At 43.8% G+C, this 13,910-nt stretch carries 14 protein-coding genes; 6 read left to right on the top strand and 8 right to left on the bottom strand.

Going from position 1 to position 13,910, the window contains the following annotated elements:
* The 3 genes from GGE08_RS06085 to GGE08_RS06075 form a co-directional block, all read right to left on the bottom strand.
* Positions 1–162, bottom strand: coding sequence for a type II toxin-antitoxin system RelE/ParE family toxin (locus tag GGE08_RS06085; protein WP_313790889.1), 162 nt, complete (start codon positions 160–162; stop codon positions 1–3).
* A gap of 374 nt (positions 163–536) precedes the next feature.
* Complete coding sequence (locus GGE08_RS06080) at positions 537–2,582, bottom strand: amidohydrolase family protein (RefSeq protein WP_179384009.1); 2,046 nt, start codon at positions 2,580–2,582, stop codon at positions 537–539.
* Positions 2,583–2,654: 72 nt separating this feature from the next.
* Complete coding sequence (locus tag GGE08_RS06075; protein WP_179384008.1) at positions 2,655–3,764, bottom strand: hypothetical protein; 1,110 nt, start codon at positions 3,762–3,764, stop codon at positions 2,655–2,657.
* Between the two features lie 204 nt (positions 3,765–3,968).
* Between GGE08_RS06075 and mtaB the strand changes: the two genes are divergently transcribed.
* Positions 3,969–5,297, top strand: coding sequence for a tRNA (N(6)-L-threonylcarbamoyladenosine(37)-C(2))-methylthiotransferase MtaB (mtaB, locus tag GGE08_RS06070; RefSeq protein WP_179384007.1), 1,329 nt, complete (start codon positions 3,969–3,971; stop codon positions 5,295–5,297).
* 51 nt (positions 5,298–5,348) lie between these two features.
* Here mtaB and GGE08_RS06065 read toward each other — a convergent pair whose 3' ends face one another.
* Positions 5,349–5,642, bottom strand: coding sequence for a GNAT family N-acetyltransferase (locus GGE08_RS06065; protein WP_179384006.1), 294 nt, complete (start codon positions 5,640–5,642; stop codon positions 5,349–5,351).
* A 165-nt stretch (positions 5,643–5,807) separates the two neighbouring features.
* Here GGE08_RS06065 and GGE08_RS06060 point away from each other — a divergent pair, with 165 nt between their 5' ends.
* Both GGE08_RS06060 and GGE08_RS06055 read left to right on the top strand, forming a co-directional pair.
* The gene (locus tag GGE08_RS06060; protein ID WP_179384005.1) at positions 5,808–6,470 is read left to right on the top strand and encodes an alpha/beta fold hydrolase; all 663 of its coding nucleotides are present in this window, start codon (positions 5,808–5,810) and stop codon (positions 6,468–6,470) included.
* A gap of 48 nt (positions 6,471–6,518) precedes the next feature.
* Positions 6,519–7,487, top strand: coding sequence for a lytic transglycosylase domain-containing protein (locus tag GGE08_RS06055; RefSeq protein ID WP_179384004.1), 969 nt, complete (start codon positions 6,519–6,521; stop codon positions 7,485–7,487).
* Positions 7,488–7,494: 7 nt separating this feature from the next.
* On the opposite strand, the gene GGE08_RS06050 is transcribed toward GGE08_RS06055, so the two are convergent.
* The 3 genes from GGE08_RS06050 to GGE08_RS06040 form a co-directional block, all read right to left on the bottom strand.
* Positions 7,495–8,154, bottom strand: a complete 660-nt coding sequence (locus GGE08_RS06050; protein WP_179384003.1) for a peptidoglycan DD-metalloendopeptidase family protein — start codon at positions 8,152–8,154, stop codon at positions 7,495–7,497.
* A gap of 44 nt (positions 8,155–8,198) precedes the next feature.
* Positions 8,199–8,672 carry a GNAT family N-acetyltransferase gene (locus tag GGE08_RS06045; RefSeq protein WP_257023966.1) on the bottom strand — a complete coding sequence of 158 codons (474 nt, stop codon included), beginning with the start codon at positions 8,670–8,672 and terminating at the stop codon, positions 8,199–8,201.
* A gap of 192 nt (positions 8,673–8,864) precedes the next feature.
* Entirely contained in the window at positions 8,865–9,380 is a 516-nt protein-coding gene (locus GGE08_RS06040; RefSeq protein WP_179384002.1) for a DUF2892 domain-containing protein, read from the bottom strand.
* 166 nt (positions 9,381–9,546) lie between these two features.
* Between GGE08_RS06040 and rpmH the strand changes: the two genes are divergently transcribed.
* Both rpmH and carB read left to right on the top strand, forming a co-directional pair.
* The gene (gene rpmH / locus GGE08_RS06035; RefSeq protein WP_072882462.1) at positions 9,547–9,705 is read left to right on the top strand and encodes a 50S ribosomal protein L34; all 159 of its coding nucleotides are present in this window, start codon (positions 9,547–9,549) and stop codon (positions 9,703–9,705) included.
* A gap of 95 nt (positions 9,706–9,800) precedes the next feature.
* Positions 9,801–12,653 (top strand): carbamoyl-phosphate synthase large subunit, encoded by a 2,853-nt coding sequence (carB, locus tag GGE08_RS06030; RefSeq protein ID WP_179384001.1) that lies wholly within the window; start codon positions 9,801–9,803, stop codon positions 12,651–12,653.
* Positions 12,654–12,691: 38 nt separating this feature from the next.
* On the opposite strand, the gene GGE08_RS06025 is transcribed toward carB, so the two are convergent.
* On the bottom strand, positions 12,692–13,279 hold the full coding sequence (locus GGE08_RS06025; protein ID WP_179384000.1) for a hypothetical protein: 588 nt from the start codon (positions 13,277–13,279) through the stop codon (positions 12,692–12,694).
* Positions 13,280–13,496: 217 nt separating this feature from the next.
* Here GGE08_RS06025 and GGE08_RS06020 point away from each other — a divergent pair, with 217 nt between their 5' ends.
* Positions 13,497–13,898, top strand: coding sequence for a hypothetical protein (locus GGE08_RS06020; protein WP_179383999.1), 402 nt, complete (start codon positions 13,497–13,499; stop codon positions 13,896–13,898).
* Positions 13,899–13,910 lie beyond the last annotated feature (12 nt).

The raw sequence follows: 13,910 nt of genomic DNA, 5'->3' as shown, positions 1-13,910 counted from the left end.
TTAGCCTATCCTATTTTTTATGTATTCTTTTTTCAATCGTTCGGCAAGTTTGATGTCCTTTCTTGGTGTCTTTTGGGTTTTCTTCACAAGACAATTGGTGAGCACGACTACGTTTCCATCATCGAAAAAGCAAAAAATCCGAATGCTCCTGAACGCGGTGATAACCCGAACTTCATATATACCATCACTGTTTTCCAGTGATTTGAAAAACTTTTTTGGGACTTTTTTTCAAATCGAACCAAGTCAAGAACAAATTCTATCTTTTCCTGTACCTTGGGTTCCTGCGATTTGTAAAAGTCCAAGAAGTAGTTTTTGTAAGCTATAATTCTTCTTACCACACTACAAAGTTAACTAATTAGTTTACAAGTAACAAATGGGATTTTGAGAATTGACCATCATTTTTGTGCTGTTGCCCACATTTAATTTGTGCTAGGTTTTATGGATCACATCAATGGATGACGAATTACCTATAGGAATAGAATTAAAAAACCAGTAGCGAAAACTACTGGTTTTTGATGTTATCGGACCTACGGATTTTATTCGCTTACCTCAGGTTTTTCCGTAAAGGGAGTAATGCCAAAGGCAGGGTATACTTCGGAGGGGTAGTAAAAGGTTCCTCCGCGCGATACCAATGATATGGTCTTTATCGCCTTGATATTGTCCACCGGGTTGCCGGGCACCAAAAAGAAATCGGCCCACTTTCCGGGTTCAATGCTGCCCAAGTTATCGTGTCCCAAGTACTGCGCCATATCGTAACTGGCGAGTTTGAGCACTTCAGCAGGAGTGTAACCTAGTTGTTCCGTGTACAATTCCAGTTCGCGGTGCAGGTTAAAGGCGCCTCCTAAATCGGTTCCCGCTACGATCAGAATCCCTTTGTCCTTCATCATTCTCAAGGTTTCCAAGATTTTATCATACGCTTCGCGATAGGCCTTGTCCTCCTCCTTGTCGGCAATTTGGGCCAGGGCCACTTTAAGGCTACGCTGCTCGTTCGGCGGCATATTGTCTACATAATCCAAGGCACCGGGCGTCACTTCTCCGTTTCGCGAGAGCATCAATCGCTCATGTATGGCCAAGGTAGGGTCCATCGCCGTTTTGTTGGCCACAAAAAGGTCCATGGTCTCTTGCACTTTGTCGCTGTTGAGGTCGAGTTCAGGAAAACGTTTCATGGCGGTGAGGCGTAACAGGGTGCGGGTGTCCTCTTCGGGTTCCAGTACCCAGCCGAGCATAGTCTGGTTAATGTGGGTCATTTCATCGTACCCAGCGCGAAGCATGGCATTGGCGTTGGAGAACGCGGGCACATGCCCTGTAACGAACAGCCCTTGGTCGTGCGCTTTTTTTACGATGGCCGGGGCCCAATCGCCGTTCATGCTGTTGTACAGTTTGATGCCGTAAAACCCAAGGCTATCGTAGGTATCCACAGCTGCTAGGGCTTCTTCTTGGGTTTCCACTAGAATACCATTGTTGCTACTGTACGGACTTTTTCCCTCGATAAATCCAAGTCGGGTCACACGGGGCCCTGCCAATACTCCAGAATTGATTTTTTCGATGAGGTTGCTGAGCACTTCGGTGTTATTCCCCATGTCCCGGAAAGAGGTTACCCCGGCCAAAACGTTTAGCAATGCACCGTTGTCGCCAGTATGGGCGTGCATTTCGTAGAGTCCTGGCACCAAAGTGCCACCGTTCCCTTGAATCACCACTTCGTTGTCGCCAGTAGCATCGGCTGCCTCGATGGCAGAAATCTTTTCACCTTCCACCACCACAGAAACGGGCTCGGTAAGGGATAGCGTTTTGGGGTCGAACACTTTTACATTGGCAATGCGCACTTTTTTATCGTAGTTGTGGGCGTATTCCTTTTGCAGTTTTTCATAACGCTCGGCGGAATAGTTTTCAGCCAATTGGCGCAGTTCTTTCTCTTCGGGTTCATAGCCATCACGAATCACAATGTAGCGGGGGGAGATAAAGGCAAAAAAGCGGTCACTATCATCCATGATAAAGTAGGAGGGGTTCATCTCCGCACCGGAGAGCGCATATGTTGTGAGAGGCAATTCCCCTTCGCCAGAGGCATGGGGCACGGTCAAATCCTCCATTTTGGTCAGCGTCAGGTTTCCCGCAGGCAAAACGGGCAGGGTGTTGTCCGGGGCGTCCATCAGCAAGCGCGCGGCCAAAACCGCGGAATATGGGCTGCCAAATTGGTTTACGTAGAGCTGTGGTGCATCCACAGAAGTACTTCCAGAGCCTGTGGCATCGGTCCAGGAAGCTTCGCCTTTTGATTGGGTGAACTGCTCGTCCACGGCATTGCCAAAGGTGGTATTTCCTGTAACTTTCCAGCTTAGGGGATACCCTTCGGCGTTCAGCACAATGGTCTCTTTCATGGTCGGGCCACGGCCATTGTTCTTATAATCGTAATCGATTTGAATGGTGTCGCCAATGGTATTGGCTTTCATATAGCCGACCTTGGTCTCGCTTATGATTACGGAATAGTTTTCCTCACCTTGGTAGTCGGCCAAGGAGGAAGTGGGTTCTGTTTTGCAGGAATAGCCCGCCATTAGGACAAGGCCAATCAGGAATAATCGAAGTTTCATAGAGTTGGTTTAAAATTGGTATAAGATAACCATTTTAAACCAACGCTTAAGCATGAAAAGCGACCAAACCGATTATAGCTTTTCAACCAAGGTGGAGTCGTTATGCTTTTGAAATTGAACGAGCTCCGAATTGTAATCAATTTTAATCTTAAAATGCTTAAGTAAGGACCCACCAATGGCACCTTTTACGACTTTGTCCATGGATTGGGCCATCATTTCGGACCAAACACGGTCCGGTCTTCGGGAAAACTGCACGGGGCCTACTTCGTACCCTGCGACCTTTACCGAAGGAACTTCAATGATTCCTTGGTTTCCATCTGATTCGGGATAATACTTCCAGTCCGGATGATCAGTTCTCCATTGGTCGAAAATACTGGCTGCGATAAAGGACCCGGCCAAGGTGTTTTTTTCGGTGTTGAAGTACTCTTTTCCCTTGTCGGACAACACGAAACTGGCCCCGGTGTCGAAAAGGACATCGATTTTTGCGCCATCGATTTCTATGCTCATGCTAGGATGCCCATACACGGCAACTCCATGGCTATTTTTCTTGAATCCTAACGGCAGCACATTGGGTTTGATGCTATCCGCTGATTTTATAGGGGTGTTGACCCATACTTCTTGTTTGGGATAGTCAAACGTCCATGCGTTCCCCATAAAAAATCCTTGTCCCAAAAAAGCATCCAACCGGGGCATTTTATCGATTTTTTGCTGAAGTGCCTCATTTAGACTGGGTATAACCAGATAGGGTTCTTTTACCATTGAAAATGGTTTTCTCAAGATAAAGTTGGGTGTGGTGGTAGGTTGGGGAAATTCCTTGTTGCCCAAAAGGTTGGGTAAAAGCACATAATCTATGGGCATCAATCCTTTAACCAATCCTTTTTTTACCATTGGAGCGATTTCTGGATGATCTTTAACGGAAGGCATTAACATACTTATGCCGCCCCCAGTATCGCAATATGCCAAAAGGGTATCCTGGGATGGCAAAGGCAATTTGACCATAAATCGGGCACCGTCCAAAAACGTAGAGGGCAATTTAAACGGTTTTTGATTCGTGGTTTTTAAACCTATTTCTTGCGATTCTTCGAAATTGCGGTCCAGTTTTCGGATTATAAAAAACTGACTGGCGATGAGAATGATGATTGCCCCAATGGAAATCAACACATACTTAATGATTTTTTTCATTCTTACGATAACGGTTTTAAAAGTGTAACGGGGTTATGCGCGACCAGTGGGGCTACTGGAATTTGTCAATCTGATGCTAATTTAGGGAAAACTTTGTTCTTTTTTTGTTTTTAAAAGTATTAACAATCGCTGTGAACCAAAGACGGCTTGCGATAACTCCCAACAAATCACTATCTTTGCGCCCCTAAAACACTAGGCAGGTATATGAACAAAAAGGTCGCATTCTATACACTGGGCTGCAAGCTCAATTTCTCTGAAACCTCTACCATTGCCAGGGGTTTTGAAAAGGAGGAGTTTGAGCGTGTAGACTTTTCGGAAGAAGCGGATGTGTATGTAATCAATACCTGTTCGGTCACGGAAAATGCCGATAAGCGATTCAAGAGCATTGTAAAGCAGGCCCAAAAAGCCAATCCTGACGCTTTTGTAGCGGCAGTAGGTTGCTATGCGCAGCTGAAACCGGAGGAATTGGCGGCTGTGGATGGCGTTGATTTGGTTTTGGGTGCCACGGAGAAGTTTAAAATCACTGATTACCTGAACGACCTTACCAAAAATGATAGGGGAGAGGTACACTCCTGTGAAATCGAGGATGCCGACTTTTATGTGGGCAGTTATGCGATTGGCGACCGTACCCGTGCCTTTTTAAAGGTGCAGGATGGTTGTGATTATAAGTGCACCTATTGTACCATTCCTTTGGCTCGCGGGATTTCACGAAGTGATACCTTGCAGAACGTACTGAAGAATGCCAAGGAAATCGCCTCGCAGGACATTAAGGAGATTGTGCTGACGGGTGTGAATATCGGCGACTACGGGAAAGGGGAGTTTGGCAACAAAAAACACGAGCACACCTTTTTGGATCTGGTAAAGGCCTTGGACACCATAGATGGGATTCACCGCCTGCGCATTTCCTCCATTGAACCCAACTTGCTCAAAAACGAGACTATCGATTTTGTAGCGCAAAGCAATTCCTTTGTGCCCCATTTTCATGTGCCCTTGCAGAGCGGGAGCGACGATATCCTAAAAAAAATGCGACGTCGGTATTTGTCCAATCTATATGTGGATAGGGTAAAGCGCATCAAATCAACAATGCCACATGCCTGTATTGGCGTAGATGTGATTGTTGGCTTTCCCGGGGAAACGGACGAGCACTTTTTGGAAACCTATCACTTTTTGAATGAATTGGACATATCTTATCTGCATGTGTTCACTTACTCGGAAAGGGACAATACCGTGGCTGCCGAAATGGAAGATGTGGTCCCCAAAAAGGTACGCAACAAGCGTAGCAAAATGTTACGGGGATTATCGGCCAAAAAGCGCAGGGCCTTTTACGAGAGTCAACTGGGAAGCATTCGTACCGTGCTGTTCGAAGGGGAGAACAAAAAAGGCTATATTCATGGGTTTACCGAGAACTATGTGAAGGTAAAGGCTCCATGGGACCCTTCTTTGGTGAATACTTTGCACCAAGTGGAGCTAACCGATATCGATGCGGACGGACTGGTGCGTTTTGAGTTTGTTTCCGATGCCATCACAGCATAAAAAACCTCCCGGTAGAGGAGGTTTACATTTTTCCGAAGATGGTTGGTTAGATCAGATACGGATACCAACTGGCAGCATTTCCTTGTATTGCCTGTTTTTTCTCAAAAATCCAGCAATTTGGGGGCTTGTGGGAACAACTCTTAGGTTGTTCTCTTGAATTTCGTTCAAAACCGCTTTGATGAAATCCTCTTTAAAGCCCTCTTGTGTAATTTCTTCCGGAATAACCAGCTTGGTCAAAAATACTTTACGCTCTTGTGAAGAGTACTCAATTTTGGCTAAATGCCCATTGACCTTAGTTTCAAATTGACGCAAGAAACTATTGTCAGTGATTTCCATTGTTGTCATATAGTACTTGTTTTTTTAATGACTTGGCGGAACTACCCGAAAAAGGCATTTCCATTCCCCCTGAATTATAAATATCTATTACATAAGCGGGGTTGGCTGCAAAAGGGATACAAAATTAGTCAAAATATTGTTAATTTCCTAGTCCTTATCGATATTTGGTGCCATATGTCCGATGATAAAATCCATATCTATCTTATGCCGGGAATGGCCGCCAACCCTTCCATTTTTGAAAATATCAAACTGCCAGACGACCAATTTGTAACGCATACCTTGGAATGGTTTGTACCCGAAAAGGGGATGAACTTAAGGGAATATGCGGAACGCATGTGCGATAAAATAAAGGAACCCCATCCAGTGTTGCTGGGCGTTTCCTTCGGGGGCATGTTGGTACAGGAAATGGCCAAAATCAGGTCGACACGCAAAGTGATTGTGGTCTCATCCGTTAAGAGCAAGCACGAACTGCCCAAAAGAATGCTGTTTGCCAAGTACACCAAAGTACACAAACTTTTGCCAACGGGCCTGGTGAACAATGTGGAACTATTGGCCAAATATGCCTTTGGCGAAACCGTGACCAAACGACTGCATCTTTACGAAAAATATCTATCCATTCGCGACAAATATTATATTGATTGGTCCATCGATCAAATTGTGAATTGGGAGCAAGAAGTTCCACCTGAACATGTGGTTCATATTCAGGGCGAAAAGGATGCTGTTTTTCCCATTTCCAATATCAACGATTGTATTTCCGTTAAAAACGGCACCCATACCATAATCATTCATAGAGCCAAATGGTTTAATGAGCATCTCCCCACAATTATTTTGGAATAATTTCGTCTTTATAATAGTATCTTTACGTAACAATTTAAAAGGGAAGACATGAAATATCTTAAAAATATATTGGCATTTATCGGATTGATAGCTGTGGTAAGCACCTTGATTTTTGCCGTTCAGTCGAATGCAATGGAAGAACAACCTGTAAAAACGGTGACCCAAACTGAAACTGCGGATAAGAATGTGGCGGATACCTACCAAATCAGCGCCATAGAAATACCAAAGGATTTGAATTTCGCAGGTGAGCCGGTTCCCCAAGAAGACCCTGAGATCATGGAGCGTGTTGACCGTGAATTTTTGGTGAATACCTATTGGCAGTCTAACGCCCTCTTATTGATGAAGCGTGCCAATAAATACTTTCCGATCATGGAGCCCATACTTAAAAAGAATGGCATCCCGGATGACTTTAAGTATCTAGCGGTTGCCGAAAGTGGCCTTGAAAATGTGGTTTCCCCTGCAGGCGCCACTGGTTTTTGGCAGATCATGAAAGGAACTGGCCGCGAATATGGTTTGGAAGTAAACGATAACGTGGATGAGCGCTACCATATTGAAAAAGCGACCCAAGTGGCATGTGATTACCTTAATAAATGGAAAGACCGTTTCGGTAGCTGGACGTTGACCGCTGCTGCCTATAATGCAGGTCCTGCAGGTATCCAAAAATATATGGACATCCAACAGGTGGACGATTACTATGATTTGTTGTTGGGACAAGAGACCGGTCGTTATGTGTTCCGTATTTTGGCCATCAAGGAGATTTTATCCAATCGTGATAAGTATGGTTTCCAGTTGGAAGAAGATGATATGTACACCAAAGTACCCACCTTTACTGTTGAAGTGGATACTGCGGTAACCAATTGGGCCGATTTTGCCGAGCTTTACGAAATCAACTACAAGGTGCTAAAGCGACACAACCCTTGGTTGCGTGAACCGCATTTGAACAATGCTTCCCGTAAAAAATATACTATCGAAATCCCAAACAAAGGGTATTATCGAGTAGGGAGTACTGGAAAATAGTTTGGGCTTAGTATTTAAATAGAAAATAAGGCGAAGGGAAATAGGTTTCGACCTTTGGCAGTAATGCTGGCGAAATATACCCCCAATCCGAATATCCTGCATCCATAGCCTCTTGGGTAAGCACTTGAAGATGCACGTGGCAAAACCAGCCGCCGCTATCACTCTCTTCTCCAATGTAAGCAAACTTTTGACCGGCCTTTATTTTGTCCCCAGCATGGACCAAATGAGGTGTATTTAAGTGTCCATACAAGGAGTAAAAAACCACTCCATTCATCTCATGTTTTAGAATGATGTAACCTCCGTAATTGCCAAGGACAGTTTCTTTTCCGGTGTTATAGACTTCGGCGTCCAAAGGCGCAAACATGGGAGTGTTGTAGGGTACAATGATATCCAGACCCAGATGATAATATCGTTGTTCCTCAATAATATTGGGGTAAGACCGCAACAGACTTTTCCGTTCTTCCAAATACCTGCCAATGCCCCATTCTTGCTTAGATGCCTCCAACTCATCAAAAACCATTTGGTTGAACTGATGGAAATCCGTGAGCGGGTATTCCAGTGTTTTTGGGTTGTTGGACGAAAAATCAAAGATGTACGGCTTTCCTTTTAGGAAATCACCGAATAAGGGGTAGATATCGACCCCATTAAGGCAAAGTGGGTAATACATTGGTCAACTTTTCGTAAAAACAAACAAATGTAACCATAGAATGATTACAAAAGCCTCTTCTCCAAAACAACCATATGTTTGCATTGAATACCATCTTCAAAAATGGGTTCGGGGTAGTGGTCTACAAAGTAGTTTTTGATAATGTGCTGAATTTCAAATCCAGATTTTTGGTAAAACGCAAGTTGTCCAATACTGGAATTGCCCGTACCTACTGTCAGTTTGTGATACCCTAATACCCTGCTTACATTTATCGCGTGTCCCAAAAGTGCTTTTCCATAACCCTTGCCTTGTAGTGAGGGCATTATTGCAATATTTTTAAGTTCCATGGTTGTACCGTCCAACTCCTGCAAGACCATTGCCCCGATGGTTTCGTCCCCAATCTTGGCCAGATAACAGGTCCCGTTTGTAAGATAGGCTTCAATATGGGTTTTTGATGGATCGGCTAGTTCCAACAATTCATAAGGGATTGGTTGGGCAGCTCCTAAAACTTCAATATGGATATTGGATGGGTTCAGCAAAAATAAAATTTAAAAAAAATAACCGTACCCCAAGTATAGTAAATAGTTGCTTTAAGCGATTGTTAAAATCAACGGATGCTCCTTTTTAATTGACGGATGACCTGTTTGAATGAACCAATGCGATTTTGTGTCCATAATCAAAGGGGACTTTCAAGTAGAAAGGGAAATTTTTTTGATGGTTGAAGTTTATGCTTAAATCTTCTTCATCTGCTGCTGCATCATCTTGATCTGTTCCGTAAGCATGTTGTTTTTATCCAACTTCTTGGCTTCCTGCAACAAAGTGGTGGCCTCCCGTTTTCTGCGCTTTTGCATGGCAATGCCCGCCAAGCTCAATTTGGCCATGGCCACGTCATAGTCCATGGTCAACCCCAGCTTCAAGGCCTTTTTAAAGTACTTTTCGGCTTGTGTTAGGTTTTTTTGTGAGTAGATGATGCCGTGTAGATAGTTGTAGTAACCCTGTTGTTTTTTGATCAAGGCAGCTTGCGGGTTCTTAATCTTGGCCAACCATTGTTGTGTGCCCTCCAAGTCCTGCTTCCTCATTTTAAGAAAAGCCAAAAGAATGAACTCATTCCGGAAGTAGAGAAAAATGAATACGAGGGATAGCAAAATCAGTGCGATTCCGTTTCCAATATTACCCTCTATAAACTGGTAAACGGCATAAGCGATGATAAGGACGGCAATGACGAGCTTTATATTTTTATTGAACATACAGTCTGGTGATTTTTACCTTTAGTTAAGTGCCCGCAAAAGTACTAAAAACTAAATTAAATATTTTAGGTTTGGACTTGCCAAAGTAAAAAGTCTTCGTATATTTGCGCCCAGAATTTTTAGGGGAGAAAGCTTCCCATCAACAAATCCATAAAACAGTTCGGAAATGAAAAGAACGTATCAACCATCCAAAAGGAAGAGAAGAAACAAGCATGGTTTTAGGGAGCGCATGGCGACTGCCAATGGTAGAAAAGTTCTTGCGAGAAGAAGAGCCAAAGGAAGAAAGAGATTAACTGTTTCCTCTGAGCCAAGACATAAAAAATAATGATAGTATTTATTATTTAAATTAAAGGTGTTACTTTTCTAGGTAACACCTTTTTTTTGACATATAAGCAGATAACCGAGAAACCCCTATAGAAAATGCCCAAAAGAAAAGATTTAAATTCCATTTTGATTATTGGTTCTGGTCCTATCATCATCGGCCAGGCATGTGAGTTCGACTATTCTGGTTCCCAGGCCCTTCGTTCCCTTCGGGAAGACGGGATCGAAACCATTTTGATCAATAGCAATCCCGCTACCATCATGACCGACCCGGCCATGGCGGACCACGTGTACCTAAAACCGTTGACCACAAAATCCATCATAGAAATACTAAAAAAACATCCAAATATTGATGCGGTATTGCCAACCATGGGCGGGCAAACTGCATTGAACCTTTGTATCGAAGCCGATGAAAAGGGAATTTGGGAAGATTTTGGCGTGGAAATTATAGGGGTGGATATTGATGCCATCAACATTACCGAAGACCGTGAAAAGTTTAGGGAGTTGATGTTAAAAATTGGAATTGGAATGCCGCCACAGGCGTCCGCAACATCTTTCCTAAAAGGAAAAGAGATTGCTCAGGAATTCGGTTTTCCTTTGGTAATCCGGGCTTCCTTTACCTTGGGAGGCGCAGGGGCCGGTATCGTTTATGATCCAGAGCATTTTGATGATATGTTGAGCCACGGCTTGGAGGTATCACCGATTCACGAAGTGATGATCGATAAGGCCTTGATGGGCTGGAAAGAATATGAGCTGGAGCTGCTACGAGACAAGAACGACAACGTGGTCATTATCTGTACCATCGAAAATATGGACCCCATGGGTATCCATACCGGGGATTCCATCACCGTGGCGCCTGCAATGACCCTCTCGGATAGGACGTTCCAGCGTATGCGGGATATGGCCATCCACATGATGCGCAGTATAGGGGACTTCGCCGGAGGATGTAATGTACAATTTGCCGTAAGTCCTGACGAAAAAGAGGACATTATCGCCATCGAGATCAACCCGAGGGTTTCCCGATCTTCCGCTTTGGCTTCCAAGGCAACGGGGTATCCGATTGCAAAAATTGCGGCCAAACTGGCGATAGGGTATACGCTGGACGAATTGGACAACCAAATCACACAGTCCACTTCGGCCTTGTTTGAGCCGACTTTGGATTACGTAATCGTAAAAATACCACGTTGGAACTTCGATAAGTTTGAAGGTTCCGACAGGACTTTGGGGCTTCAGATGAAATCTGTGGGGGAAGTAATGGGAATTGGGCGTTCGTTCCAAGAAGCCCTGCACAAAGCCACTCAGTCGCTCGAAATCAAACGAAACGGTCTGGGTGCCGATGGCAAAGGATACAAGGACTACGAAACCATCATCGAGAAATTGCGCGTGCCCAGTTGGGACAGGGTATTTGTTATCTATGATGCCATTCAACTTGGAATACCCTTAAAACGCATCCACGAAATCACCAAAATAGATATGTGGTTCCTTAAACAATATGAGGAACTGCACTTCTTGGAGATGGAAATATCAAAATATACCATAGAAAGCTTGCCAAAAGCACTATTGTTGGAAGCGAAACAAAAAGGTTTTGCGGACAGACAGATTGCCCACATGTTGGATTGTTGGGAGAGCGAAGTGCATAGCAAACGAATGGATTTGAACATCAACCGTGTGTATAAATTAGTGGATACCTGTGCCGCTGAGTTCAAGGCGGTTACACCGTACTACTATTCCACGTTTGAGGAAGAAATCGAAACACCGAGCGGAGAGCGCTACGTGGCCAACGACAGCCAGGTGACCGATAAGAAAAAGGTGGTGGTGCTCGGTTCTGGGCCTAATCGAATTGGACAAGGTATCGAGTTCGATTATTGCTGTGTGCACGGCGTTTTGGCCGCTGCCGAATGCGGTTACGAAACCATTATGATCAACTGTAACCCAGAAACCGTTTCTACAGACTTTGATACGGCGGATAAATTATATTTTGAACCTGTTTTCTGGGAACATATTTACGATATCATCCTTCATGAAAAACCAGAGGGTGTCATTGTGCAGCTGGGCGGCCAGACGGCGCTGAAGCTTGCGGAGAAACTGGACAAGTACGGTATCAACATCATCGGAACAAGTTTCCAATCGCTGGATTTGGCGGAGGATAGGGGAAGTTTCTCCACTTTGCTGAAAGATAACGGCATTCCTTACCCAAAATTCGGCGTTGCCGAAACAGCCGACGAAGCTTTGGATTTGGCCGAAGAGCTCAAATTCCCATTGTTGGTGCGACCATCCTACGTATTGGGAGGTCAGGGGATGAAAATTGTGATTAACAAAGAAGAGCTGGAAGCCCATGTGGTGGACTTGTTGCGCAAAATACCGAACAATAAATTGCTTTTGGACCACTACTTGGATGGTGCCATTGAAGCTGAGGCAGATGCCATCTGTGATGGTGAGGATGTTTACATCATTGGGATTATGGAGCACATTGAGCCCTGTGGAATCCACTCGGGCGACTCCAATGCTACCTTGCCTCCCTTCAATTTGGGTGAGTTTGTGTTGCAGCAGATAAAGGATCATACCAAAAAGATTGCTTTGGCACTCAATACGGTTGGCTTGATCAATATCCAGTTTGCGGTGAAGGACGATATTGTGTACATTATCGAGGCCAACCCAAGGGCATCGCGTACAGTTCCCTTTATTGCGAAGGCCTATAAAGAGCCTTACGTGAATTATGCCACCAAGGTGATGTTGGGCGAGAAAAAAGTGAAGGACTTTAACTTTAACCCGCAGTTGGAAGGTTATGCCATTAAACAGCCGGTATTCTCTTTTAATAAGTTCCCGAACGTAAACAAGAATCTGGGACCTGAAATGAAGAGTACAGGAGAAAGCATTCTGTTCATTGATAGTTTAAAGGATGATGAGTTTTACAATTTGTACGCAAGAAGAAAAATGTATCTGAGCAAGTAAACCATCTCTTTGTCCATACAGACCTTTAAAGCGGTTAGCTAGTCTATCAATCGAAAAGATTCGGCAATCGTTTTAAAGGTTTTTTTATGTTCTTTTTTTCTTTCCTTCAAAGTCCATCCCATCACCATATACACCTTTTCCCCACCATTAATAAAGGTCAAGAAATAGGAAATCTCGTTGTCCATCCCATTCACCTTGGCATCGAGCTCCACGGATTCTGCGTTCAGGCCATGAATCAATCGTGATGTATTGGCGGATTTATGGGTGATTTGGGTGGTACGCGATAAAATTTGTAGCCGGGCATCCCTGTAATTTTGTATGACAGAGAGCGAATCATCATATTGTCCCAAATCGCGATAAACCTCTTCAAAATCAGCTTTTGGCTCATCAATCACCAAAAGATATGCTTCCTTGATGAGGCTTTGGAACTGCAAAGAAGCTTCTTCATTCAATCCTGTGGTTCCCGTCATAAAGTTGGGGACATCAATGTTGTAATTTCCATTTATGGAATATGTATGAAAGGTGTCCGTACCAAAGGTGTCCACTTCTTTTTTGTTCTTGGAATCCTTGCACGAAACCAAGAAGAGAACTAGTGCAATTACGGGAACAAGGTAACGGTAACGCATATGGAAGCCTTTGCTTTTCAGGTACAACGAAGATAGAGTTTTAATGCTTTTGTGCCAATTTGGGTAATTTTCGACAAGTCAATTTTATATTTATTTGATTTTTCAGCAGTCTTTAGGAATTTTTCATCAAAAAAAATCACCAATAAATCGATTTTAACCATAATTAACAACAACCATTTGTTCGGGAAGTTCAGGTAACATAGCTTTGCTCCTCGAAATGAAAAAGGCATTCATAAAATATTTGTTTCCACTTGTTGTCCTATTAGTAAGTGGATTCGTCAATTTATATGCAGATTCGCAAGAGAATATCCCTGCGGAGGATGCCTGCTATCTTCAGACTTTAGAAAACCAACATTCCTCTGAAACACTTCACTCCCTTGAACTGGGATTGGAAAAAAGGTACTGCACCGAAATAGATGTTGAGGAACAGGAAGAACGCGAAGAAGAAGTAGCTTCCCATGGTTTTTCTATAAAATATGGCAAGTCCTTTGCCGCTCATGAGTTTGCCGCCTCTTGGGGGCAACTCTTTTTGGAATCCAACACCAACTATGGGTTATCTAGGCCCAAGTCAGCTTCATCCATAAAGAAGCATGTGAGGTTCCAAGTATTCCGAATTTAGAATTCACAGCCG

This window comes from Allomuricauda sp. ARW1Y1, from assembly GCF_013407935.1.
Taxonomy (GTDB): Bacteria; Bacteroidota; Bacteroidia; order Flavobacteriales; family Flavobacteriaceae; genus Flagellimonas.
The sequence above is the reverse complement of the archived record's forward strand: the minus strand, read 5'-3'. Positions and strand labels throughout refer to the sequence as shown.